The following is a 24,259-nucleotide window of genomic DNA, read 5'->3' on the forward strand; positions in this document are numbered from 1 at the left end:
AGCTTACCCCAAAGCCTTTAGCGAGGTTTCAACGCGGTCACTACCGCTCGGCTTGACAATCCTGCGTCCAAAGTGACTTCGATCACCGCTGTACGCTCATGACTGAGCTTGTCACCGCTCCAGTAATCATACCAATACACTGGACAGTGCGACGTCAGAGTGACTTCTCGTGCTGGTTGGTGAAAGTTAAATAAGCAATGTAATTCGTTTTGTTCCGTCATAGGCAAGTAAGCATGATGCAGACTGAGTGACGTGAATTGAGCGGCATCTTGGTTATGTTTATGACGGACAAACAAGCGCGAAAGGGTACGCTGTGCAAAGGGAGTCATCTCTGGCAGCGGGTCTCCAGATAACAACATTCCTCCTATGGCCAGTAACACATCACGATGAAATTCATAGTAACGTCGTTCTGTCGCCTGATTGGGTAATGAGACTAATGTGGCACAATCCGGGTCAACCATCCACAGCCTTCGATGCTGCCAACTGCGATAAAAGCTTTCTTTTGCAATCTGCTCAAAGCGCCGCTCGTCTCGCTCCACATCGTCTGACACTCGCATGGCATCAACAAGTCCTAGCGATGGCCACATTGGCGCATTGCAACCGAGAATTAAGGCTTCACCAGCTCCTTCAGCAATTGCTTCCATACCGAGTCGATACGCTTCTACCCCGGTGATACCACTTTGAGCTCGACGTCCTTTTAGTGTCCCCCAGTAATTGGCATCGAGCTTAAATAGCTCAATGCCCCATTCTTCACGCATTGTTCTGACGACGTTTGTCAGATGCTCCTGAACATCGACGTTTGACGTATCTAAAATGTACCACGGTGTACAACGCCAGCCTGCATAAGTGACGTCTTCGGCCTTGAGTAACGATCCATCTTCGTGAGTCACGAACCAGTCTTGATGCTGCTTAAACAGGTTCGATTCTGGCTGAGCAATGAAGGGGGCTAGCCATATCGCCGGCTTTTTACCTTGAAGGGTGATTTCTTTGATCAGTGCTTTCACACCGGAAGGGAATTTGTCTGAAGGCGTCAACCAGTCTCCCATGAAAGCTTGATAGCCATCATCCAACAACACATAGTCGAGCGACTCCAGCTCACCCTTCATGTGCTTAATATTGTCGAGGACATGACTTTGCGTGACCTCAGCATAGTAAGCGTACCAAGAACACCAGCCAATTGGCGCCGTTTTATTTACGCCAGCTCTTGGTGGATGATGATGCGAAATCAATTGGGCATATTCAGAAAAGAGGTTTGATAGGTTTTCCCCCTGCAGTACCACAACAGATTCAAGCTGATTAGAGGCCCACTCTAGTGGATAGGTGTCTTCACCATCGATGCAGATCTTCAACCAATTATGGTTTTCCAGATCTACGACTTCGAAATAGCCTGCAAAACGATGGCAAGAGGTAAAACCAAATAAGGTGTAGCCCAAGGCATCCTCAACTACTAGATAGTTATAATACCGCTTTGAGCCTGTCGAAGAATAAATGCGATAACTTGCAGAGTTGTCTGGGCAACGACCAATGTCGATAGGGTTATCGACTGTGCCTGTCGTTTGGGCAAGCATCTGAAAGCCATCTCCTAATAGAACGGCACTTTCTTCGAAAGCAAATTCAGTAATTGCCAGAACATAGCGACCACGGATACGATCATTGTTCAAACCTTGATAGCTGAACGTGATCTCATTGTGCTGGAGATCAGCATGCAAATTGATGTCTCTAACCCTCAGAGTACGACCATTTTCCAGCCTGACTGAAAACGACATAAAGAACTCCCCAGATCGATGAAATTTGCTTTGCCCATGATCAAATTAGAGCACTAGGTTTTTTTATTGTCCAATCACTAACTTAGGTATTATTGGCCTGGGTCACGAATTGCTTGCGTCCCATTTAGAATAATTATATGCAATGGCGTTTGAATGCCTGCTTGTACAAAGCAGAATCAGTATGAAATCAGAGGTAGATCTTCTAAAAGCAACAACGAACGAAATAGTATTAAACGATCAGATTAAGCTTGGTCTGCCAACAATACAGCGTCTAACTTCAGAGGGAGAAAAGACCATGGACCATTGCGAGCCTCTCCTACTTTCATCCAACTTACATGAGAGCTTCATTTGAAAATGGTCAGCTAATTAACTCGCCAATCAAACTTTAACCGCTCTCTATTGATGTCTTTTCTTCATTACCAACGTAAGATTGCTGATAGAGACTACTTGCCGTCAGGAATGATAAAAAAATGACTAAACAAAAAGGGATGAAAGGCCCAGTAGAGATTGATAACTTGACCCAGCTTGCTCAGGCCTGTGACTATTCTTTGCTCGACACGCTGATTTGCGACCCAGATGCGACGAATGATGGTGAAGACCACCTCCCAAGGCAGGTGTTTTCAGGCCATTTTGTACCAGTAAAACCGACGCCCATTTCTGACCCGATTTATGTCAGCCATAGTCACCGTTTTTTTAAACAATTGGGGTTACATAACGACCTTGCACTGACCGAAGAGTTTAAACAGCTATTTTCTGGCGATGTGAGCCAGGTACCCACTCCCATGCGCAGCACGGGCTGGGCGACAGGTTACGCGTTGTCTATCTTTGGCAATGAATATACAGAGCAGTGCCCATTCAGAACGGGCAATGGCTACGGTGATGGACGTGCTATCTCTGTCTTTGAAGGCGTGCTCAACCACCAGCGTTGGGAAATGCAGTTAAAAGGCGGAGGCCCAACTCCATACTGCCGCGGTGCCGATGGCAGAGCGGTTTTGCGTTCAAGCGTCCGCGAGTTCCTTGCTCAAGAACACATGCATGCACTTGGTATTGCTTCATCACGATCATTGAGCTTGTTTGTATCACTATCTGAAACGGTTGATCGTCCATGGTATCGTGAAGGCTCTCGCTCTCAGGATCCGGATATCATGGTCTCAAACCCTGTCGCGATCTCAACTCGCGTCGCACCGTCTTTCTTACGTGTCGGTCAACTCGAACTATTTGGACGCCGTGCACGTAGTCAGGAGCATCCTAATGCTATCGCTGAGCTGGAGATGATGGCTTTACACATGATTGATCGAGAGTATGGCGATACTATCGAAGCTCATCTTCCTTTAACTGACAAAGCGCTCCGGTTAGCCATCGAGTTTCGCGAACGGCTCACAACATTAGTGACACACTGGCTACGTGTCGGTTACTGTCAGGGCAACTTTAACAGTGACAACTGTGCAGTAGGTGGATTCACCTTAGATTATGGTCCTTTCGGCTTTTGTGAACGCTTTGAACCCTATTTTCAACCTTGGACAGGTGGTGGCCGCCATTTTGCTTTCTTTAACCAACCATTGGCGGCCGAAAAGAACTTTGACTCTTTCTGCTCCGCGTTAGAAATTCTTCTGCACTCTTCGCCGGAGCTCATCAAGCAATTGGATGAGATTCGCGATGGTTTCTCTTCTCTTATGCAAGAAAAAGTTACTCAGATGTGGGCGGACAAATTGGGGCTCGATACCTTTGACGCTCCGCTGTTTAATTCGCTACTCACTTTGATGATGAAGACCCATGTCGATTACACCATGTTCTTCCGCGAGCTCTGCAACATTCCAGAGGACGTCTCTGGCATTGCCAAAAGCTTTTACGCAGAGCCTGATGAATCATTGGTAAACGAGTGGCATCAGTGGTTAACCTCATGGCGTGAGTCATTGAATGTTGCAAAAGGTATCGAGGTTATTCGTCGTGAGATGAGGCAAGTCAATCCCAAATACACTTGGCGCGAGTGGCTTGTTGTCCCGGCCTATGAACAAGCTAGACTCGGAGATTTTGGCTTGATCCATGAGTTGCAAACGATTTTAGCGGATCCATATGGCGAGCAATCCATAGAGGTCGAGGAGAAATACTACAGGCTCAGACCATTGGAGTATTTCTCTGCAGGCGGTGTTTCTCATTACAGCTGCTCTTCTTAGCGACCACTTCACCCCTTGAGCTACTCAAACCACTAAAGACTAAAAAACCAGCCCGAAGGCTGGTTTTTCTACTGTCGTTGTTTACGCTACCTCGATGGGACCACCAAATGAGGTCACAGGGGGAACCTTGCCAGTGAACTTCTCAAAATTAACGATACAGGTATTCGCAGAGGTCGCCTGGGCTAGCTCTGAAGAACCGATATCCATTGTTAAGGTATTCGGATCGCCGTAGGTACAAATCGCCCCTTCTTTTTCGTTCAGAGGACCATACCAAGCACCCTCTTCGATACGAATAACGCCACGAGCATAGCTATCCGTAAGAACGGCCCCTGCAAGTAATTGACCGCGGTCGTTGAACACGCGAACTAAGTCACCATCTTTGATGCCTTTCTCTTTCGCATCCTGAGGGTTGATGTAAACCGGTTCACGACCTTGCACCGCGTAGGTTGCACGGAACTCTTCCGACTCGCACATCTGCGAGTGCAGGCGTTTGTCAGGGTGACACGATTGTAACCAGAATGGGAACTTGTCTGAACCCGGTCCACCATGTGAACGTTCTGTCTTTTCAAACCACATCGGGTGTTCTTGACAGTGCTCATAGCCGTAACGACCAATCTTACGAGACGTAATTTCAATAAAGCCAGAAGGCGTACCCAGCGCGTTGATTTCGGGGTCTTCTCGGAAGTCAGCGTGGCGAACCCAAGGTTTACCTTCTCCGAAATCCAGAACGCTCTGTTCCCAGAAATCATCGAACGATGGCATGTCGAACTTACCTTTATTCGCGGCACGACAGTCATCATACAATGAGCGAACCCACTGCATTTCATCCATACCACGTGTGTACTCGTTGTGGCGACCAAATCGGCGGCTTAGCTCGGTAAAGATATCGAAGTCCGTCTTAGACTGGAACAATGGGTCCACTAGGCGATGCATCGCAATCAAACCTTTACCAGAATATGAGCCGTAGACGTCAATGTCATTACGTTCAAACTGGGTACAAGCTGGTAGTACAATATCAGAGAATCGACACGTTGCCGTCCAAGCGAATTCCACCGTCACTACAGTCTGAAGCTGCTTGAAGGCTTTCTTCATACGGTTACGATCTTGGTGGTGATGCCATGGGTTATTACCTGAAATCACCATCATTTTATACCCCGGTAACTTCACTTTACTGCCGTTATAACGAATTTCTTTACCCGGTTCTAACAGACAGTCAATCCAACGAGCAACAGGAATGGTTTTGCTATAACCGTTGTAGTCGTTATTGTCCCATTTTGGCTTCATTCCTTGGTCGAGGTTGCGTGGAAAACCACCCGGTGCAGCGAAGCCAGTTGAAGGTACGCCGATACCAGAATAGTGGTGACCATATGAAATACCGCCACCAGGAAGACCAATTTGACCAACCATTGCTGCAACGACGGCTGCAGCCCAGTATGGTTGTTCACCGTGTTCCTGACGTTGGATACACCAACCCATCAAGATTTGTGTGCGACCATTAACCAGCATACGAGCGAATTCACGGATCTTATCGGCTTTTACACCACAGATTTCAGCCGCCCACTCCGGTGTTTTTTCAAGTTTGTCTTTTGTTTCACCTTGAACGTACTTAATAAACTCATCGAAACCAAGACAGTAGGTATCAATGAATTTCTGATCGTGAAGCTTTTCGTTATACAACACATGCGCTACGGCCAACATGAACGCGACATCGGTCATTGGGTTGATATACAAATGCTCATTTTGCAGGAAGCGCTGCGTTTTGTTCTTCACAGGGTCGACAGAAAGTACGTTTATCTCACCTTTAGCTACTTTCTCTTTCAGTTGCTCTAAATAAGGGAACGACTGGTGAGTTTCACAGTTCCAACCTACTTGCAGGTTCTTTACTGGGTCATTAGCCCATAAGATGATGTTGTCTGAGTTTTTAAGAATCTCAGACCACGATGTACCTTGTGCGTAAACTTCCGTCGAGCCCAAAACGTAAGGCAGAATCGTTTGTCCTGCACCTGTTGAATAGTCGCCCACTTTAGTAATAAAGTTACCATGCATACCTACTGCACGTTGCATGTGGCTGGTACAGCTATGGAATTGACCTGTCTGGCGCCAACCCGTTTGGCCTGCGTGCAGTGCCCAGGGTCCATAGTCTTTCTGAACACGCTCTAATTCACGGTAGAACAAATCTAAAGCTTCATCCCAAGTGACACGAATAAAACGGTTATCACCACGAGTTTCCGCGCTGTACTTATGCTTTTTCAACCAGTCTAGGCGCACCATTGGGTAACGAACACGAGATGGATTGTAGAGAACACCCTTGATGCCGTTGATCATATCGGTCGGATTGGTATCGGTTTCTAGCGGTTTGATCTCTTGAACTTTACCCGCATAGATATGGGCGCGGAATGCGCCCCAGTGAGAACCAGAGACTTTCCAAGTTCCTGTTGTTTCAGCTGCGCTTGCAGAAGCGGACGCCAATAAGCTTGGACCGATTACTGACGCTGCACTAGTCGTTGCTACCCCTTTAAGAAAACTTCTTCGTGTAATAGCCATTTCAATTACTCCATCCGACGCTTATTAGTGGTGACCTTCAGCAAAATCTGAAGAGTGCTTCTGTAGGTACTTCAATACGAGAGCTTCACTGTCTGTGTCAAAGTTGACAAACGCTAGCATTCCATTGAACATCCCTGGCCAAGTGTTGGCATCGAAGTGCGCTTCATCAGGCTGAGTGTGACAAACTGAACAGTTGGTCTTGTACGCTTCGCTCGCTTTTTCCCAGATCGGGGTAACGTCGTTGAGCATAGCTTCTTTCTTCATCCACACTGTTGCTGCCACTTTCTCCCAAGGAAGACCCGTTAGCTCATCGACCTTTTTCTCGCCTTTTGTCACAATATCATCACTGGTTGCCGCTTCTTTAAGTAGTGAACCCACCGCGATATTCATACCGAAGTCTTCTTGAATAACCCGGCCAAAGCCTTTTGCCTTGCGCCAGCCGTCAATCTCGACTTTCATCATGTCCCCTTTGTCTTCAAGCACAGTAACCGTCGATGCTGGGTTGAGTAGACCCGCTTCCTCCGCCCCCATTTGGTCGAAGTAGACAGGTAAATGACGAACACTGACTAAAGCATTACCCACCGAGTAATCTGTGCTTGAAGTGAGTTGCTCCAGTTCACCAACAATTCCACCAATACTATCCATACCGGCTGGTAGTTTGTGGGCAATACCTTTGTGACAATCAACACAGCTCTGATCTTTTTCCGCGGCTTGCTTCATTTGGATGCGCGCTGTTGGGGACATTTGTTCGAAGTCCATTGACGCATAATTGTGGCAGTTTTTGCACTCTAACGATTTGTTAGCAGAGAAACGATCCCACTCGTGCTTAGCGAGTTCGATGCGTCGCTCTTCGAATACACCAGGTTCATCGTAGTTACCAAACACCTGAGCGAAAACTTCTTTGGACGCCTGCATTTTGCGCGCGATCTTATCTGTCCAATTGTGAGGAACATGACAATCTGGGCAGGTCGCACGTACGCCAGAATGGTTTTTCCAGTGAACGGTTTCTTGAAGTTCAACGTATACATTATCACGCATGGTGTGGCAGCTGATGCAGAACTTTTCTGTGTTAGTGGCTTCAAGGGCTGTATTGAAACCGCCCCAAAAGACCACACCCGCGATAAAGCCGCCCATTGTCAACACACCGAGACTGATGTGCACTGCTGGGCGAGTCATGGTACGCCACAGTTTTACAATCAATGATTTCATGGTTTGCTCTCTTAAAATCTTTTCAAAAATAGGGGAACGAGATCAGGGGTCTACATGCCATGCGCACCAGGAGGACCAAGAAAGAACACCTGTAGCATCCAAATAATGAATCCGTATCCACCCACGAAAGCCACACTCAGAACTGGGAAGAGCACCACTGCGATGAAAAGGAAAGACTTCCACTCCAACGAGCGTTTTTCACCACTCTCTATTTTGTTAACATCACTCATACATTTGCCTATTTTGTATTTAGTGTTATCGGATAGCTCTTGTCGCTGAGCTAACGTTTTTACAATCTCTAGTAAAAATATTAGACCATACTAATTGTAGGGTTCAATCAGATCAGCCCAAGCAGAGCGTGTTATTCGACACTTTTTTGAGCTCATCCAGAGATGTGTTTGATTAATAACTCATATGTCAACATGCATAGTTTTGTGAAAGTTTGTGAATAGAGCAGAATTGTTAACTTGTTAGCAATTCAATTACAATAAAGCAAAGTATCGCGTGTATTTTTCGCCTTGTAGCACGTCCCACCCCCACAAAAAAACGAACCTAAATGTTAAATATTTGTGCCAGAACATGACTCAAAGTAGAGCTATTAGGAGTGCTGAGAGGGACAGACTAGAATCAGCAAGTTGACAATGACATCCACTATGCAGAAAAGATTAGGTATCCAATACATATTGCGTTGTAGGGAGGACCCATGAGCGGGGTTATCGATATTTCCTGGCTTCTACTGGCTTTGTTTTTCTGTACATTGACGATCCCACTTTTGATCAGCCGCTGCTACAAGCTGCACATTGAAACAGAAGTATTGATTAGTGTAGCAAGAATGACCATCCAACTACTGCTGGTGGGGGTATACCTTGAGTACCTCCTTAACATTAACAGCTTAACTATCAACATATTGTGGCTAATAGCCATGACTCTTATTGGGGCTAGTTCTATTGTTAGTAAGGCGAAGCTTCCTAAGCAACGGTTGATGTACCCAGTCACTAGTGGCCTAATTGTTGGCTTGTGTCCTCTACTACTTATCATCTGTATTGTGATCGTGCAGCCAGAGCCACTATTCAATGCCCAGTATCTTATCCCATTGGCTGGCATGCTGCTGGGCAACTCTCTCAGTGGCAATATCGTGGCTCTACAAAATCTTTTCACTTCAATGGAAACACGTCGCAGCGAATATGAAGCCGCCATCGCTTTAGGCGCTTCACCAAACTTTGCCACTCTACCGTTCGTTCGGGAATCGATCCTCAAGTCTCTCGCCCCCACCTTAGCGTCGATGACAACCACTGGTTTGGTGACACTGCCTGGAATGATGACGGGGCAAATACTGGGAGGAGCGAGCCCAATCGTAGCGATCAAATATCAATTGATGATCATGATCGCGATCTTCGTCATGCTGTCAGTTTCGATCAGCCTAACTCTATCACTCACTATTCGACACTGCTTCACTAAAGATGGAAAAATCTTAGTCGACTTCAACCACGAGCGATCTGGACGCTAACAACGTTGAAGAGAAAAGATCTTATCCACAGAATCTGTGGATAACCGTGTCATCGCTTTCAGGATAAGTCTGCTTTTCGTAATCAGACACGGTATACAAACCAAAAACACCTAGTATTCATATGCATACAAACACGTTCTTCCTATGTCATCAAAGCGTCAAATATGAGCTTTAATCTCCAAGGTACTGCTTTTGTAAGGACACAGAAAATGCAACTTGGTACCGTTTCTCATGCTGAAGAGACTTCGCAATTGGATAAGGACGAGGAACGAAACTGGCTCGTTTCCCAACCAAAAGAACTGCTCGATCTGGATGACTTTATTCAAGAGTCATGGCGACAATGGCACTAAGACCCGTCAAGATCAAAAAGGGCTCGTTTCTAAACGAGCCCTCATAATATCATTCTAATCTCTTAAGTATATCATCCAGTACCACATTCCAACAAAGACGCCACCACCGATGATGTTACCTAGAGTCACAGGAATAAGGTTATTGGTAAGAAAACTGAGTAAATTCAGGTCCGCATAATCAGAAATATTCGCTCCCGTCATTTGCCAAAATTCTGCTGGCGCGAAAAACTTAATCGCGATAGCCATCGGAACCTGAAACATATTGGCGATACAGTGCTCAAATCCAGCGGATACGAACATCGCGACAGGCAAAATCATAACAGCGATTTTGTCAGTGAGAGTGCGCCCACTGAATGTCATCCAAACCGCTATACACACCAATACATTACACATGATACCTAGCGCCACCGCTGAGATAAAACTATGGTGAAGTTTATGCTGAGAAATCGCCATCGCATTTAAGCCAACTTGACCGCTATCGAACATATACTGCTTGGTCAGCAACATACAAACCACTAGTAGTAACGCACCGATAAGATTGCCACCATAAACCACAGCCCAGTTTTTCATCAGCATCTTCCAGGTGATTTTACCACTTGCTCTCGCCACCAGAGTCAACACCGAACTAGTAAACAACTCACCACCTGTGACAACAACCAGAATTAACCCAAGACTGAAAGCCAAACCACCAAGCAATCGAGTGACACCCCAAGGCAAGTCACCTGCACCTGTGGTAACTACTGTGTAGAAGACAAACGCAATTCCAATATGAATCCCTGCAGAAATCGCTAATAAAAACGACTTCATTGGGTCTTTAGTTACCTTACCAACACCGATTTCAGCGGCACGTTCCGCCATCTGCGGCGGTAATAAAGAGTCAAACTGGTTTAAATTCATCATGGAAAGACATTTCTGTTAATGTGGATTTTCGGCGCGGATAATTACTCTTATTGTGGTCAATTTCAAGCCTTATTTGTTAGTTTTATCTCAAGCTCCGTTTACACAAAGAAAACTGCACCGAGCAAGCCAAACTAGACTGAGAAAACAATACAAACATGGACAACGAAAACTAGAGAATCTTAATTATTATCTTATAGTTAACATTCATTACGTTAAAGAGTTAGTAACTAAGATAGCGATGAATTCATATTTGCATATCAATCTCTGTTGTTATGCAGTTTAAGCATTAAAAACTGCGCTAAACCCAGCCTATCTATCGCTCACTATCTAGTCAGTTAAAAGAGATTTTTCTTCAAATTCAGCGGTAGGTAACATTTCTATTGGCATCTAATTGCTGAATACCAATATCAGGAATATGGTTGTTCCAGTACTTGCTTTAAGGAAATCACTATGAAATATACCTCTGACAAAATCGACGAGTTAAACCTTTTATTGCAATTTGACATTAGCAGCGCTGCGACTGGCATTAAAGTTCATCATGATGCATCACAAAACATGCAATCGGCGATTCAAAGGCTGTTCGACAAAGGGCTATGTACTCAGCCTGACGGTGGTTATCTCACAGATGAAGGTATCGAAGTTGCTGAACATGCAGATAAAATTCTTAGAGTTTTGTCTAGTTAGTTTTCTTGATCACTGGCGTATTGCTCAGAACGAGCTGCTCATTGTCAGTTAGCTGCATAAGCCGACTGACAATCCGTTCGATATCAATTTTCTTTAGCCCTTGATTAAATACTTCTCGGATATCTCTGCCCTCGGGTTGATCTTTGAACGCTATATATAACTGCTTAGTTTCTAATAATTTAGCATTCATCCTGAGACGCTTTCTAAGTAGATCTTCTCTCACATCAATACTGATGAGATACTCTAGAACATTTGGGTCTATTACAGCGATATCCAATCGACCCTTTGCTACCTTGTGTATGTTTCTAGCATCATTGGTCGAGGCCTCAACTTGAAGCTCGCCCGTTTCGACCATATCATCAAACTCTGTCGTATTAACGTAGCCCTGCACCACCCCAATTTTGAAAAATGTCAAATCAGACAGTGTTTCCCATTGAATAGGGAAACGAGTGTTCTCTACAAAGCCCAAAGGCCCACTGCCTATGGAATCTGAGAAAACAAATTCGGTGGTGTCAAAATAGTACTCTGGGAAGTATCCCACATATTTCTCAGACTTGGTCGCTAGAGCGACAGCACGAACCCATGGTTGAAAGTCCACGACTAACTCGTACCCCATCACTGAAAACGCTTCGCGCGCGACAGCAACAGAATAGCCATTCTCTGGTAGATCCGCACCCGAATACGGTGGCCATTCTAATGACGTCATATACACTTTTTGATTGGCCGTTGAGATGGATGAAAACAAGACGGCCCATATCCACAGATACCATTTCATGAGCTTTCCTAAAAGTTAAGATGGCATAACACCTCACTAGTAATAATAGACTCATTTTAGAGAGATTTGAGTCTCTTCCGTATTACTCGTTCACCCACATACAAACAACAAACAAACCATTGATTAATCCTTGTTTCTTTAGGATAGTTAACGTTATCAACCTCTTCAAACAGGGACTTAGTGTGAAAACAATATTGATTATTGGCGGTGGCTGGCTTGGAAAACCACTCGCACATTACCTCGAAACTATCGGTCATAAAGTCTTTGTCAGCCGCACCACTGACGCAGGTGTAGAAGAGCTCGAAGCTCAGCATCTCACAGGGCTTAAAATCGACTTACAGAGTAATCCGGATATTGTCGCTCAAGCCATTAGTAACACTAAGGCAGACATTGTGATTGGCTGCTTCCCTCCCGGTTTTAGAAAAGGGATGGGACAACAGTACGCTCAGCACTGGAATATGCTCTGTCAGGTTTGTCTGGTTGCTAAGGTTAAGAAAATCATCATGGTCAGCTCGACCACCGTATACCCAAATCTAGCTGACGCCTTCGACGAAGATGCTGCCTCTCTCAATAGAGCGCACAACAGCAACTTATTCTCAGACAAAGCAGCTACGATGTTGCAAGCAGAGCAGTATGTAATTGATTCAGGCCTTGATTACGGCGTTGTCCGCTGTAGTGGACTCGTTGGACCTGATCGTCACCCTTCTCGCTTTGTCGATAAATTGAAACAAGTCAGTGAACTTGCTCCAGCCAATATGCTTCATCTGACCGATGCGATAGGTGCAACAAGCTTCGTGGCACTCAATTGCAAGAACGTTGTTATCAATGCGACGACACCCAATACGGTTAGCAAGGCTGAGTTTTATCAAGCAGCACTCAACAGTGTCGGCTCTGATGTCCGCCTACCACCTGTTGTACAACAAGCAGACAAACGAATTCTAGCAGATCGCTTGCAAAGATTGGGTTATCGCTTTCATTACCAGCACACTTTAGAACTGGTATAACTCTGGGAATCTGATATGAATACCAAGCTTTTCCAACACATAGAAAACCTGTGGGATTACATGCAGCTCGATCAGCCATTACATAAAGCTGACTGCCTATTTGTACTTGGTAGCAACGACGTTAGGGTTGCAGAGCATGCCGCTAAACTTTATCACGATGGTTGGGCAACAAAGGTTGTATTTTCTGGTGGTGTTGGACGATTAACAGACGGTATTTTTGATCAAACCGAGGCACATACTTTTGCTGCTATAGCTAGAGATCTCGGTGTACCCTCAGCTGATATCATCCTCGAAGATCAAGCTACCAATACCGGTGAAAATATACAGTTAACGGCCAAACTCCTCACCGAACTTTACTACGATTTTCGTTCGTTTATATTGGTTCAAAAACCCTATATGGAGAGGCGAGCTTACGCTACTTTCATGAAACAATGGCCAAATGAAGTCAACCATGTTTGCGTAACGTCCCCTAAAACTGCTTTTATTGATTACTTTAGTGAAGAAATATCTCTTGATGTTACCGTTGAAGCTTTGTTGGGTGATTTTGAGCGAATCAAAGAATACCCCAAAAAAGGATTTCAGATAAAACAGGAAATACCGCCACACATTGAGACATCCTATCTAGCATTAAGATCCGTTTTCAACTGATACAAAAAAGCCAGAGCTTCACACGCTCTGGCTTTTTCTTAAACACACGACTTAGTGTACAGCCGCCTCTTTTTCACTTAAGTACTTAAACTTAAGCTCATCTTTCTTCAGATTGACCTTCACGGTGCCGCCGTCGACCAACGTACCGAACAGCAACTCATTAGCAAGAGGTTTCTTAAGTTGCTCTTGAATGACACGTCCCATTGGGCGCGCACCCATAGCTTTATCGTAGCCTTTAAGTGCTAGCCAATGCCTAGCATCATCTGAGACCTCCAGTGATACACCACGTGCATCTAGCTGCGCCTGTAGCTCAACAATGAACTTATCAACCACTTGATGGATAACATGTTCGTCAAGGCTGTTAAACCAGATGATGTTATCCAGACGGTTACGGAATTCAGGCGTAAAGACTTTCTTGATTTCCGACATCGCATCGTGGCTGTGATCTTGCTGGATAAGACCGATGGACTTCTTGACCGTTTCCTGAACACCAGCGTTGGTCGTCATCACAAGAATGACATTGCGGAAGTCCGCTTTGCGACCATTGTTATCAGTAAGCGTTCCGTTATCCATAACTTGAAGAAGCAGGTTAAAGATATCTGGATGCGCTTTTTCTATCTCATCCAAAAGCACAACAGAGTGTGGATGTTTAATCACAGCATCCGTCAACAGACCGCCCTGATCGTATCCAACGTAACCTGGAGGTGCACCAATCAAACGGCTCACAGAGTGACGTTCACCATATTCAGACATATCAAAACGCAGTAGCTCAATACCCATCAATTTCGACAGCTGAACGGTAACTTCCGTTTTACCTACCCCAGTTGGGCCTGCAAATAAGAATGAACCGACAGGTTTATTGTCCGCGCCAAGACCAGCTCGAGTTAGCTTGATGGCTTCGCTTAGTACATCAATGGCGTCATCCTGACCAAACACCAGCATCTTCATCTTCTCATCCAAATTCTGAAGAATCTCTTTATCAGAAGAAGACACTGATTTTTCAGGAATACGAGCCATTTTAGCGACCATAGCCTCAATATCAGCTACACCGACGGTTTTCTTGCGACGGCTCGCTGGCGCTAAACGGTGACGAGCACCAGCCTCATCAATCACGTCAATAGCTTTGTCTGGCAAATGACGCTCATTGATGTATTTAGCCGAAAGCTCTACCGCAGCACGTAATGCTTTGTTGGTGTAGCGCACTTCATGGTGAGCTTCGTATTTAGGTTTGAGCCCCATCAGAATTTTAGTGGTATCATCAAGTGACGGCTCAACGATGTCTATCTTTTGGAAACGACGGGACAGCGCACGCTCTTTTTCAAAAATATTACTGTATTCCTGATAGGTGGTAGAACCGATACAACGCAATTTACCGCTGCTTAGTAGAGGCTTAATCAGATTCGCTGCGTCGACCTGGCCGCCAGATGCTGCGCCAGCACCAATAATGGTATGGATCTCGTCAATGAAAAGAATCGCGTCGTCTTCTTTCTCTAGTTGCTTAAGAATAGCCTTGAAACGTTTTTCAAAATCACCACGATACTTGGTGCCAGCGAGTAGCGACCCGATATCTAGAGAATAAATTACACTATTCTTAATAATTTCAGGAACTTGCCCTTCAACAATTCTCCACGCCAAACCTTCTGCTATCGCTGTTTTACCCACGCCCGCTTCACCCACTAGCAGTGGATTGTTTTTGCGGCGGCGACACAATACTTGGATCGTTCTTTCCAGCTCTTTATCTCGACCGATCAGTGGATCAATTTGACCTTGCTTAGCCAACTGATTCAAGTTCGAGGCAAAACTCTCTAGGCGCTCTTCCGAACCCGCTTCTTCACTACTGTCACTGCTACTGAAAGAGTCGGATGAAGAAGAGTCATCACCTGAGCTTGATGCTTTGGTAATACCGTGTGAAATAAAGTTAACGATATCCAGACGGCTAATATCGTTCTTCTTCAGAAGATAAGCCGCGTGAGATTCTTGTTCACTGAAGATAGCAACCAACACATTGGCGCCTGTTACTTCACTGCGTCCTGAAGACTGCACGTGGAAAACCGCACGCTGCAGAACACGTTGGAAACTTAATGTAGGTTGGGTTTCGCGAGTTTCATCATTTTCAGGGATAAGAGGAGTTGTCTGATCAATAAAGATATCTAACTCGCCTCTTAATGCATCGATATCTGCCTGACAGGCAAGAAGGGCTTCCCTTGCAGCATCGTTTTCTAACAATGCTAGCAGGAGGTGCTCGACAGTCATGAACTCATGTCGTTTGTCTCTAGCACGGGAGAATGCGCCGTTTAGACTCGACTCTAACTCTTTATTCAGCATAAGTACCTCCTTTGGCAGCAACTTAGGTTGCTTGATTCAGCTTTACGCTTGCTCCATTGTACAAAGCAAAGGATGCTCGTTTTCTTGAGAATACATTGTGACTTGCGCTACTTTAGTTTCGGCGACTTCGGCAGTAAATGTGCCACATATCGCTTTGCCTTCGTAATGCACTTTGAGCATCACTTGTGTTGCCTTGTCTATATCCATAGAGAAAAAACGCTCTAGGATTTCAATCACAAAGTCCATTGGTGTGTAATCGTCGTTATTCAAAACAACGTTATACATGGACGGCGGCTTTACTTTTGTTTTTTCTAGCTCCAGTAAATCAGAGTCTGGAGTGACCCATTCAAATTGCTTGCTCATGACTCATCGTGTTTAGAAAGTTGCTTAAGATAATTTTACCACTTCACTACGCGGAAGTTATCGATTTAGCTCTTATAAGTAAGAACAAATTGAGCCAAGCAAATTTGTGCCCTTACTTAGAGACTAATGCAGCAATTGTATCGCTGCAAATAAAAGATTTCTATCAAACCGCATTCTCTATCTAATTGATTAAAAAGACACCAAAAACCATTCAGAGCTTAAATACAACAGACCGGATCAAGCTGAAATTCGTTACAAAAATGTAAATCTTAAAAGTGATTTGTTTGCAAATATGTTGAGTGTGATACATTTTTCCTATTGACTGTACTCAACCATTGGCTACATTGGTCAAATAGTGACTCAAAATTTGGCAGCGGCTGAATGGATATTCACTTTTTGTTTACACACGGGATAAACGTGTAATCACACAACTTCAGTAACAATATGCATGAGGGATGTATAGCATGGCTACAGGTACAGTAAAATGGTTTAACAACGCCAAAGGATTTGGTTTTATCTGTCCGGAAGGTGAAGACGGTGATGTTTTTGCGCATTACTCCACAATCAAAATGGATGGGTATCGTACTCTGAAAGCAGGCCAACAAGTCACATTTGAAGTGGAACAAGGTCCGAAAGGGTATCACGCAAGCTCTGTCATACCAGTAGAAGCTCAAGCCATTAAATAATACGCTGCCAAAACCTATCTCGACACCTTAGGTGTCGTAACAGAAAAATAAAAAACCCGCCATTTGGCGGGTTTTTTCAATTTCAAAATGACTAATTAGTCATTAATGATAGCGTTCAATGTTGCGCTTGGGCGCATCAGAGGGGCAGCTTTGTCAAACTCAGGTGCGTAGTAACCACCTAGTTCACCTGCCACGCCCTGCGCGCCGTTAAGCTCAGCAACGATAGCGTCTTCTTTTGAAGATAGCGCTTCAGCAACAGGGGTAAACTCTGCGGCTAGGTCTGCATCAGCAGTTTGAGCTGCTAGCGCTTGCGCCCAGTAGGTTGCTAGATAGTAATGGCTACCACGGTTGTCTAACTCGCCGACTTTACGCGAAGGTGACTTGTTGTTATCCAAGAATTCACCTGTTGCTTTATCTAGTGCATCAGCCAATACCTGAGCTTTAGCATTACCAGTCACTGTGCTTAGGTGCTCTAGAGAGGCCGCTAGTGCAAGGAATTCGCCCAGAGAGTCCCAACGTAGGTGGTTCTCTTTCTCAACCTGTTGAACGTGCTTAGGTGCCGAACCACCTGCTCCAGTTTCAAACAGACCACCGCCATTCATTAGTGGTACAATTGAAAGCATTTTAGCTGACGTACCAAGCTCTAGAATCGGGAATAAATCCGTTAGGTAATCACGCAGTACGTTACCTGTTACAGAAATAGTATCCTTACCTTCTTTGATACGCTCTAGAGAGAACTTACATGCATCTAGGGGTGCTAGGATCTTGATTTCTAGACCTGATGTATCGTGGTTAGGTAGGTAAGCGTTCACCTTCTTGATCAGCTGAGCGTCGTGTGCACGATTCTCATCTAACCAGAACACTGCTGGTACACCTGTTGCGCGAGCACGTGTTACCGCCAGTTTCACCCAGTCTTGAATAGGAGCGTCTTTCACCTGGCACATACGGAAGATATCGCCTTCCTCAACCGCTTGCTCTAGTAGCACTGCACCTGCAGCGTCAACAACACGGATTGTGCCCGCTTGGTCAAGAATGAACGTTTTGTCGTGAGAACCGTACTCTTCCGCTTTCTGAGCCATTAGGCCTACGTTTGGCACGCTACCCATTGTCGTTGGGTCAAACGCACCGTTTTCTTTACAGAAATCGATAACCGCTTGATAGATGCTTGCGTAGCTACGATCAGGAATCATCGCTTTGGTGTCTTTCTGCTTACCATCTGGACCCCACATTTGGCCAGAAGAACGCAGCATTGCAGGCATAGAAGCATCAACGATGATGTCGCTTGGCACGTGAAGGTTAGTGATACCACGATCTGAATCAACCATAGCTAGCGGTGGTTGAGTTTCGTAAACCGCTTGCAGCGCAGCTTCGATTTCTTCTTTTTGAGCAGATGGTAGAGAGGCAATCTTAGCGTAAACATCGCCAATACCGTTGTTCACATCTACGCCCAGTTGATCAAATACGTCACCGTATTTCGCGAACACATCTTTGTAGTAAACTTTAACTGCGTGACCGAAGATCACTGGGTCAGACACTTTCATCATTGTCGCTTTCATGTGAAGCGATAGAAGAACATCTTGCTGTTTCGCATCAGCAATTTCTTTTTCAAAGAATTCTACTAATGCTTTTTTGTTCATTACTGAACAATCTATGATTTCTTGGTCTTGAAGAGCGAATGGTGCTTTAAGCTCTTTCACCGCACCGTCAGCCGCAGTGAATTCGATCTTAACTTCGGTCGCACTCTCTACCGTGTGAGACTTTTCGCTACCAAAGAAATCGTTACCAGACATGCTTGATACATGAGACTTAGAATCTTTTGACCACGCACCCATTGAATGAGGGTTTTTCTTCGCGTAGTTCTTAACCGATAGTGGCGCACGACGGTCTGAGTTACCTTCACGTAGTACAGGGTTTACTGCACTACCTTTGATTTTGTCGTAAGTCGCTTTAATAGCTTCTTCTTCATACGTGCTTGGCTCTTCAGGGTAGTTAGGCAGATTGTAGCCCTTGTCCTGAAGTTCTTTGATTGCTGCTTTAAGTTGTGGGATAGAAGCAGAAATGTTTGGAAGTTTGATGATGTTAGCTTCAGGTGTTTTTGCTAGCTCACCTAGCTCAGCCAGTGCGTCACCAATGCGTTGTTCTTCAGTCAAATGCTCTGGGAAGTTTGCAATAATACGCCCAGCAAGAGAGATATCACGAGTATCAACATCAATACCAGATGAAGCTGTGAACGACTGAATGATTGGTAGCAGTGAATACGTTGCTAGTGCAGGAGCTTCATCAGTGATGGTATAAATAATGGTAGGTTTTTCTGTAGGCATGAAATTTCCCTATTGTTCTAACAAAGCCCGTCGGATGAACGGCTTTGGGTTGTGTGTCCGCCAACAAGTTGAATTGTCATCCCCTCACTTGTTTGCGATTTATGTCTCTTTTGTTTTTTCCTTACGTTTGCTTAAGCGTAAGATCCGTGAGAACTGTACTTTTATAATTAAACAAAATCGGAAGAATAGTCTATTATCTTGTGCACCAATCCTGTTTTCGGGCGCGCACATCATAGCCTAAAACGGATGATTTTGAAAATTTTCGCCCACACTTCGTTTACATTTTTGCAAGGTAGTTAACATGTCACCACGCTCACACCGTGAGTCTTCTTCGCCCTCTTCACGTAGACGTCAATCTGGTTTTAAACACTCCTCAGCAGCGCATAAAACCAAACCACATTCGTCAAGAAACCGAAAAAAGCCAACGAGTAATAAGCCTAGATTAGCGCCTGAAGATCGCAAAGTTATCGTGTTCAATAAACCCTTTGATACATTGAGCCAATTCACAGATGGTGAAGGCCGAAAAACACTGGCTGATTTTATCCCAGTGAAAGATGTCTATGCGGCCGGGAGATTAGACAGAGATAGCGAAGGGCTAATGGTACTGACTAATGATGGCATATTGCAGGCTAAGTTGACTCAGCCAAAATCTAAGTCACCGAAAACGTATTGGGTGCAAGTTGACGGAGCACCGTCAGAGTCGGATCTCGATAAGTTGAGGACGGGTGTTGAGCTTAAAGATGGCATGACTCTACCCGCAAAAGTTGAAGTGATGGCAGAGCCCAGAGTATGGGAACGCAGCCCTCCTGTTCGCTTTAGAGCCAATATTCCAACCACTTGGCTGGCGATCACCATTATCGAAGGAAGAAACCGTCAGGTTCGTCGTATGACGGCTAATATTGGCTTCCCAACCCTACGTCTCATTCGATATTCAATGGGCGATATTAAGCTGGGTGAATTACAGCCAGGTGAGTGGAAAGAGATTGAGTTTTAGAAACGCTTTGAAGGGGTGGCAGTTAGTCAGCCCTTTTTATTGCTGTCATCCTCTAGAGTGAGGGACGAACGAGTTGGGGATCTCTTACAGCAAGTCGAAAATCGTTGGAGATTCCCTACTCGCTCCTACGTCACTCTATGGAATGACGAATGACGCTGTACAATGTGGACTTCCAGACACAAAAAAGCCGCTTCAATTGAAGCGGCTTTTGCTATTCAGTTGGAAAGGTAAGATTACTCTTCTTCTTTCTTCTCTGCAGCTTTAACAGCAATCGCTAATTCTTCAAGCGCAGCTGGGTTAGCAACACTTGGTGCGTCTGTTAGTAGACACGCAGCCGCTGTTGTTTTAGGGAACGCGATTACATCACGGATGTTCTCTGTACCACATAGCAGCATCACTAGGCGGTCAAGACCGAATGCTAGACCTGCGTGAGGAGGCGTACCAAACTTAAGTGCATCCAATAGGAAACCAAACTTAAGCTGCTGCTCTTCCGCATCGATACCTAAGATATCAAATACAGCTGCTTGCATCTCTGCGTTGTGGATACGAACTGAACCACCACCAACTTCATAGCCGTTTAGGACCATGTCGTATGCGTTTGAGTTAGCTGCCGCTGGGTTTGCTTTTAGCTCTTCTGCATTCACGCCTAGAGGTGATGTGAATGGGTGGTGCATTGCATGCAGGTTGCCTTCGTCATCTTCTTCGAACATTGGGAAGTCAACAACCCATAGCGGTGCCCATGCGTTTTCGTCTGTTAGCTCTAGATCTTTACCTAGTTTCAGACGTAGCGCACCCATTGCTTCTGCAACTGTGTTCGCTTTGTCTGCGCCGAACAAGATGATGTCGCCTGATTCAGCTTGAGTGCGGTCTAGAATGCCATTGATAACGTCTTCACTCAGGAATTTAGCCACTGGAGACTGGATACCTTCCATGCCAGCTGCACGGTCATTAACCTTCATCCACGCAAGGCCTTTCGCACCGTAGATGCCAACGAACTCACCGTAACCATCAATCTGCTTGCGAGTTAGAGAAGCGCCACCTGGTACGCGAATCACTGCAACACGACCTTTCTCATCGTTTGCAGGACCTGAGAAGACTTTGAACTCAACGTCTTTCACTAGATCAGCAACGTCTACTAGCTCTAGTGGATTACGTAGGTCTGGCTTATCGCTACCGAAACGACGAATCGCTTCGGAGAAAGGCATCACTGGGAATTGCCCTAGGTCTACATTGAGTAGCTCTTGCCACATATCGCGAACCATTTTCTCGGTCGTTGCGCGAACTTCATCAGCCGTCATGAAAGACGTTTCGATATCGATCTGAGTGAACTCTGGTTGACGGTCAGCACGTAAGTCTTCATCACGGAAACACTTAACGATTTGGTAGTAACGGTCAAAACCAGACATCATTAGCAGCTGTTTGAATAGCTGTGGAGACTGAGGAAGCGCGTAGAACGAACCTTTGTGAACGCGGCTTGGTACTAAGTAGTCACGTGCGCCTTCTGGCGTCGCTTTAGTGAGTACTGGCGTTTCAATGTCTAGGAAACCATTGTCATCTAAGAAACGACGAACAAAACTAGACGCCTTAGCACGTAGCTTAATGCGGTCACTCATTTCAGGGCGACGAAGATCTAGATAACGATACTTTAGACGCTGCTCCTCAGAGTTCTTCTGGTTGAAGTCGAGTGGCAGAACGTCTGCACGATTGATGATTTCAAGACCTTTGGCGATGATCTCCACTTCACCCGTTGCCATATCTTTGTTTACTTGGCTGTCTGGACGAACACGAACTTCACCCGTTAGTTTGATACAGAATTCATTACGAAGTGTGTTAGCTACTTCATACGCATCTGCCATATCTGGATCAACAACTACCTGAACGACGCCTTCACGATCTCGCATATCGATAAAAATAAGACCGCCTAAATCACGACGACGGTTAACCCAGCCGCAAAGTTCTACAGTTTGTCCTGCAAGGGACTTGTTCAGGTGACCACAGTAATGGGTACGCATAATGAATTTCCCAATCTCTCTAAATTTGTTAATTACTTGATATCAGCGTTTTCTTAGCTGATAGCGCAAAGATCCATTTATACGCTGAAAGTCATTCAAAATCGACTATTCAGAATACAATTTATTGCTGTTTATCTGGTTTTGATGCTTTTTAGCACAATAAAACAGCAAAACCACATCAATCAGAAAAAATTGGCGCTGATTATAGATCGAAAGTATCACTCTCTTCAAAACTCTCGTAAAGTATCTGGCAAGATAGGCAAAGACTGTTAGACATGAACGAATTACCTCTCCGACTTGGCCTCACCATGTGGTCTCACAACAACTGGCAACAAAGCTTTTATGGCAGTGGTACTAAACCCGCCGAAAGGTTACAAAAGTACGCGCAGGTTTTTCATACCGTCGAGGGAAATACGACATTTTACGCCACACCAAGTGTGTCAACCGTACAGAACTGGCGTTCTGCAACGCACGATGATTTCAGGTTTACTTTTAAGCTGCCCAAAGCGATAACCCATCAACAAATGTTGAGAGGCAGTCAAGGGCCACTCAATGAGTTCATGCAAATCATGGCACCTTTGCATGATCGCATAGGGCAGTGGACTATTCAGTTACCAGCCGCTTTTGGCCCTGAGCACTTAAATGATCTGCAAAGATTCTGCGACTTGTTCCCGCCCAACTTTCCTATTGGTGTTGAAGTTCGACACCAGGCTTTTTTCGCCAAAGGTGAGGAAGAGCGTCAATTGAATCAGTGGTTGCATGAGAAAGGCTACGACCGGATCATCATGGATAGCCGGCCTGTGTTTGCTGCGAAGCCAGACAATGAAGCCATCGTAGACGCACAGCAAAAAAAGCCAAAAGTGCCAGTACATGCTATCGCCACAGCGTCACACCCGATGATTCGCTTTATCGGCCATCCAACAGAGTCTGAAAACTATGCTTTTTTCACCCCTTGGCTGAAAAAACTGCCAGAGTGGATAGCAGAAGGGAAACAACCTTACGTAATGATTCATACTGCCGACAATATTATTGCGCCAGAACTTGCGAGCAATTTGTATAAAATGCTGCAAAACCGAGCTCAATTGCCTGACTTATCAGCATTTCCAGCAAACGATGGCAATTCCCAGTTACAAATGTTCTGAGTAGAGTAGCCTCAACACATGACACGGGCGCGATTTTCTCATAAAATACGCGCCTTTTTGATACCAATGCGAAACTGGTCAGAGAATCGATTATGAACCCTAAGAGCAATCCAGATACGATGTTTTCCGCTCCTATCGATAAAATAGGGGATTTCACGTTTGATGAACGTGTCGCAGAAGTTTTTCCTGATATGATTCAGCGTTCTGTTCCTGGATACAGCAATATCATCTCTGCCATCGGCATGTTGGCCGAAAGGTTCGTTAAACCACATTCAAACATTTACGATCTTGGTTGTTCGCTCGGTGCCGCAACGTTGTCCATGCGTCGTCATATTCAGCAGGAAGGCTGCAAAATCATTGCCGTCGATAACTCATCTGCCATGGTTGAGCGTTGCAAACTGCACGTTAATGCTTACCGCAGCGACACACCTGTAGAAGTCGTTGAAGCAGACATTCGTAATATTGAAATCCAAAACGCCTCTGTCGTAGTACTCAATTTCACACTGCAATTTTTGTCACCTCAAGATAGATACACTTTGCTAGAGAGAATCTATGCGGGTCTCCGTCCCGGTGGCATTTTAATCCTTTCAGAAAAATATGTGTTCGAAGATCAAGTGTCTAATGAATTGCTCATTGACCTTCATCATGACTTTAAGCGTGCCAACGGTTATAGCGAATTAGAAATCAGTCAAAAACGCAGCGCGATAGAAAATGTAATGCGCCCAGATTCAAAAAAAGAGCACAAAGAGCGCTTTGCTGAAATTGGCTTCAGTAGTTTTGACGTTTGGTTCCAATGCTTTAACTTCGGCTCGATGTTCGCAATCAAGTAAAGACCAACCAATCAGCGCTGTTCCC

Annotated in this window: 20 protein-coding genes; 10 read left to right on the plus strand and 10 right to left on the minus strand. The window is 45.1% G+C overall.

The genetic code is table 11. The annotated features are described in order from the left end of the window. Positions 1-17: 17 nt before the first annotated feature. On the minus strand, positions 18-1,766 hold the full coding sequence (locus tag OH455_RS02790; RefSeq protein WP_269980268.1) for a glycoside hydrolase family 36 protein: 1,749 nt from the start codon (positions 1,764-1,766) through the stop codon (positions 18-20). A 470-nt stretch (positions 1,767-2,236) separates the two neighbouring features. Between OH455_RS02790 and OH455_RS02795 the strand changes: the two genes are divergently transcribed. Beyond that, positions 2,237-3,940, plus strand: a complete 1,704-nt coding sequence (locus tag OH455_RS02795) for a protein adenylyltransferase SelO family protein (protein ID WP_269980269.1) — start codon at positions 2,237-2,239, stop codon at positions 3,938-3,940. An 81-nt stretch (positions 3,941-4,021) separates the two neighbouring features. On the opposite strand, the gene torA is transcribed toward OH455_RS02795, so the two are convergent. From torA to torE, 3 genes are read right to left on the minus strand one after another with little or no spacing between them, the layout of a single operon-like run. Further along, positions 4,022-6,484, minus strand: coding sequence for a trimethylamine-N-oxide reductase TorA (gene torA, locus OH455_RS02800; protein ID WP_269980270.1), 2,463 nt, complete (start codon positions 6,482-6,484; stop codon positions 4,022-4,024). Positions 6,485-6,508: 24 nt separating this feature from the next. Further along, on the minus strand, positions 6,509-7,693 hold the full coding sequence (gene torC / locus OH455_RS02805) for a pentaheme c-type cytochrome TorC (RefSeq protein WP_269980271.1): 1,185 nt from the start codon (positions 7,691-7,693) through the stop codon (positions 6,509-6,511). Positions 7,694-7,743: 50 nt separating this feature from the next. Beyond that, positions 7,744-7,923: a trimethylamine N-oxide reductase system protein TorE gene (torE, locus tag OH455_RS02810; RefSeq protein ID WP_045976783.1), complete on the minus strand. Its 180-nt coding sequence runs from the start codon at positions 7,921-7,923 to the stop codon at positions 7,744-7,746. A 473-nt stretch (positions 7,924-8,396) separates the two neighbouring features. On the opposite strand from torE, the gene OH455_RS02815 reads away from it, so the two are divergent. Next, complete coding sequence (locus tag OH455_RS02815; protein WP_269980272.1) at positions 8,397-9,200, plus strand: ABC transporter permease; 804 nt, start codon at positions 8,397-8,399, stop codon at positions 9,198-9,200. Between the two features lie 164 nt (positions 9,201-9,364). Next, positions 9,365-9,550: a hypothetical protein gene (locus OH455_RS02820; RefSeq protein WP_269980273.1), complete on the plus strand. Its 186-nt coding sequence runs from the start codon at positions 9,365-9,367 to the stop codon at positions 9,548-9,550. 54 nt (positions 9,551-9,604) lie between these two features. On the opposite strand, the gene focA is transcribed toward OH455_RS02820, so the two are convergent. Beyond that, on the minus strand, positions 9,605-10,447 hold the full coding sequence (focA, locus tag OH455_RS02825; RefSeq protein ID WP_045976838.1) for a formate transporter FocA: 843 nt from the start codon (positions 10,445-10,447) through the stop codon (positions 9,605-9,607). Positions 10,448-10,900: 453 nt separating this feature from the next. On the opposite strand from focA, the gene OH455_RS02830 reads away from it, so the two are divergent. After that, entirely contained in the window at positions 10,901-11,134 is a 234-nt protein-coding gene (locus OH455_RS02830) for a TIGR02647 family protein (RefSeq protein ID WP_206368942.1), read from the plus strand. Here OH455_RS02830 and OH455_RS02835 read toward each other — a convergent pair. Next, entirely contained in the window at positions 11,127-11,909 is a 783-nt protein-coding gene (locus OH455_RS02835) for a substrate-binding periplasmic protein (RefSeq protein WP_206374250.1), read from the minus strand. The genes OH455_RS02830 and OH455_RS02835 overlap by 8 nt on opposite strands. Positions 11,910-12,091: 182 nt before the next feature. Between OH455_RS02835 and OH455_RS02840 the strand changes: the two genes are divergently transcribed. Beyond that, positions 12,092-12,913: an NAD-dependent epimerase/dehydratase family protein gene (locus OH455_RS02840; RefSeq protein WP_269980274.1), complete on the plus strand. Its 822-nt coding sequence runs from the start codon at positions 12,092-12,094 to the stop codon at positions 12,911-12,913. Positions 12,914-12,928: 15 nt separating this feature from the next. Then, positions 12,929-13,561: a YdcF family protein gene (locus OH455_RS02845; RefSeq protein WP_269980275.1), complete on the plus strand. Its 633-nt coding sequence runs from the start codon at positions 12,929-12,931 to the stop codon at positions 13,559-13,561. Between the two features lie 51 nt (positions 13,562-13,612). Here the strand turns inward: OH455_RS02845 and clpA are convergent, their stop codons facing one another. Both clpA and clpS read right to left on the minus strand, forming a co-directional pair. Further along, positions 13,613-15,886, minus strand: coding sequence for an ATP-dependent Clp protease ATP-binding subunit ClpA (clpA, locus tag OH455_RS02850; protein ID WP_269980276.1), 2,274 nt, complete (start codon positions 15,884-15,886; stop codon positions 13,613-13,615). Between the two features lie 42 nt (positions 15,887-15,928). After that, entirely contained in the window at positions 15,929-16,249 is a 321-nt protein-coding gene (clpS, locus tag OH455_RS02855) for an ATP-dependent Clp protease adapter ClpS (RefSeq protein ID WP_006962880.1), read from the minus strand. Between the two features lie 464 nt (positions 16,250-16,713). Between clpS and cspD the strand changes: the two genes are divergently transcribed. After that, on the plus strand, positions 16,714-16,935 hold the full coding sequence (gene cspD, locus OH455_RS02860; RefSeq protein ID WP_045976776.1) for a cold shock domain-containing protein CspD: 222 nt from the start codon (positions 16,714-16,716) through the stop codon (positions 16,933-16,935). A gap of 95 nt (positions 16,936-17,030) precedes the next feature. Here the strand turns inward: cspD and OH455_RS02865 are convergent, their stop codons facing one another. After that, complete coding sequence (locus OH455_RS02865; protein WP_269980277.1) at positions 17,031-19,256, minus strand: NADP-dependent isocitrate dehydrogenase; 2,226 nt, start codon at positions 19,254-19,256, stop codon at positions 17,031-17,033. 301 nt (positions 19,257-19,557) lie between these two features. Here OH455_RS02865 and OH455_RS02870 point away from each other — a divergent pair, with 301 nt between their 5' ends. Next, positions 19,558-20,250, plus strand: coding sequence for a pseudouridine synthase (locus OH455_RS02870; RefSeq protein ID WP_269980278.1), 693 nt, complete (start codon positions 19,558-19,560; stop codon positions 20,248-20,250). Positions 20,251-20,483: 233 nt separating this feature from the next. Here OH455_RS02870 and aspS read toward each other — a convergent pair whose 3' ends face one another. Then, positions 20,484-22,262, minus strand: a complete 1,779-nt coding sequence (gene aspS, locus OH455_RS02875; protein WP_269980279.1) for an aspartate--tRNA ligase — start codon at positions 22,260-22,262, stop codon at positions 20,484-20,486. A 275-nt stretch (positions 22,263-22,537) separates the two neighbouring features. On the opposite strand from aspS, the gene OH455_RS02880 reads away from it, so the two are divergent. Next, complete coding sequence (locus OH455_RS02880) at positions 22,538-23,404, plus strand: DUF72 domain-containing protein (RefSeq protein ID WP_269980280.1); 867 nt, start codon at positions 22,538-22,540, stop codon at positions 23,402-23,404. Between the two features lie 92 nt (positions 23,405-23,496). After that, positions 23,497-24,234, plus strand: a complete 738-nt coding sequence (cmoA, locus tag OH455_RS02885) for a carboxy-S-adenosyl-L-methionine synthase CmoA (RefSeq protein WP_206368934.1) — start codon at positions 23,497-23,499, stop codon at positions 24,232-24,234. Positions 24,235-24,259 lie beyond the last annotated feature (25 nt).

Source organism: Vibrio sp. T11.5 (assembly GCF_027587155.1).
Lineage (GTDB): Bacteria > Pseudomonadota > Gammaproteobacteria > Enterobacterales > Vibrionaceae > Vibrio > Vibrio neptunius.

Excerpts from the sequence above, each read along its gene's own strand:
- torA (WP_269980270.1), bottom strand. The coding sequence starts at position 6,484 with ATGGCTATTACACGAAGAAGTTTTCTTAAAGGGGTAGCAACGACTAGT.
- OH455_RS02820 (WP_269980273.1), top strand. The coding sequence starts at position 9,365 with ATGAGCTTTAATCTCCAAGGTACTGCTTTTGTAAGGACACAGAAAATG.
- OH455_RS02815 (WP_269980272.1), top strand. The coding sequence starts at position 8,397 with ATGAGCGGGGTTATCGATATTTCCTGGCTTCTACTGGCTTTGTTTTTC.
- OH455_RS02880 (WP_269980280.1), top strand. The coding sequence starts at position 22,538 with ATGAACGAATTACCTCTCCGACTTGGCCTCACCATGTGGTCTCACAAC.
- focA (WP_045976838.1), bottom strand. The coding sequence starts at position 10,447 with ATGAATTTAAACCAGTTTGACTCTTTATTACCGCCGCAGATGGCGGAA.
- torC (WP_269980271.1), bottom strand. The coding sequence starts at position 7,693 with ATGAAATCATTGATTGTAAAACTGTGGCGTACCATGACTCGCCCAGCA.
- cspD (WP_045976776.1), top strand. The coding sequence starts at position 16,714 with ATGGCTACAGGTACAGTAAAATGGTTTAACAACGCCAAAGGATTTGGT.
- aspS (WP_269980279.1), bottom strand. The coding sequence starts at position 22,262 with ATGCGTACCCATTACTGTGGTCACCTGAACAAGTCCCTTGCAGGACAA.
- OH455_RS02795 (WP_269980269.1), top strand. The coding sequence starts at position 2,237 with ATGACTAAACAAAAAGGGATGAAAGGCCCAGTAGAGATTGATAACTTG.
- torE (WP_045976783.1), bottom strand. The coding sequence starts at position 7,923 with ATGAGTGATGTTAACAAAATAGAGAGTGGTGAAAAACGCTCGTTGGAG.
- OH455_RS02870 (WP_269980278.1), top strand. The coding sequence starts at position 19,558 with ATGTCACCACGCTCACACCGTGAGTCTTCTTCGCCCTCTTCACGTAGA.
- clpA (WP_269980276.1), bottom strand. The coding sequence starts at position 15,886 with ATGCTGAATAAAGAGTTAGAGTCGAGTCTAAACGGCGCATTCTCCCGT.
- OH455_RS02835 (WP_206374250.1), bottom strand. The coding sequence starts at position 11,909 with ATGAAATGGTATCTGTGGATATGGGCCGTCTTGTTTTCATCCATCTCA.
- OH455_RS02790 (WP_269980268.1), bottom strand. The coding sequence starts at position 1,766 with ATGTCGTTTTCAGTCAGGCTGGAAAATGGTCGTACTCTGAGGGTTAGA.
- cmoA (WP_206368934.1), top strand. The coding sequence starts at position 23,497 with ATGAACCCTAAGAGCAATCCAGATACGATGTTTTCCGCTCCTATCGAT.
- clpS (WP_006962880.1), bottom strand. The coding sequence starts at position 16,249 with ATGAGCAAGCAATTTGAATGGGTCACTCCAGACTCTGATTTACTGGAG.
- OH455_RS02865 (WP_269980277.1), bottom strand. The coding sequence starts at position 19,256 with ATGCCTACAGAAAAACCTACCATTATTTATACCATCACTGATGAAGCT.
- OH455_RS02845 (WP_269980275.1), top strand. The coding sequence starts at position 12,929 with ATGAATACCAAGCTTTTCCAACACATAGAAAACCTGTGGGATTACATG.
- OH455_RS02830 (WP_206368942.1), top strand. The coding sequence starts at position 10,901 with ATGAAATATACCTCTGACAAAATCGACGAGTTAAACCTTTTATTGCAA.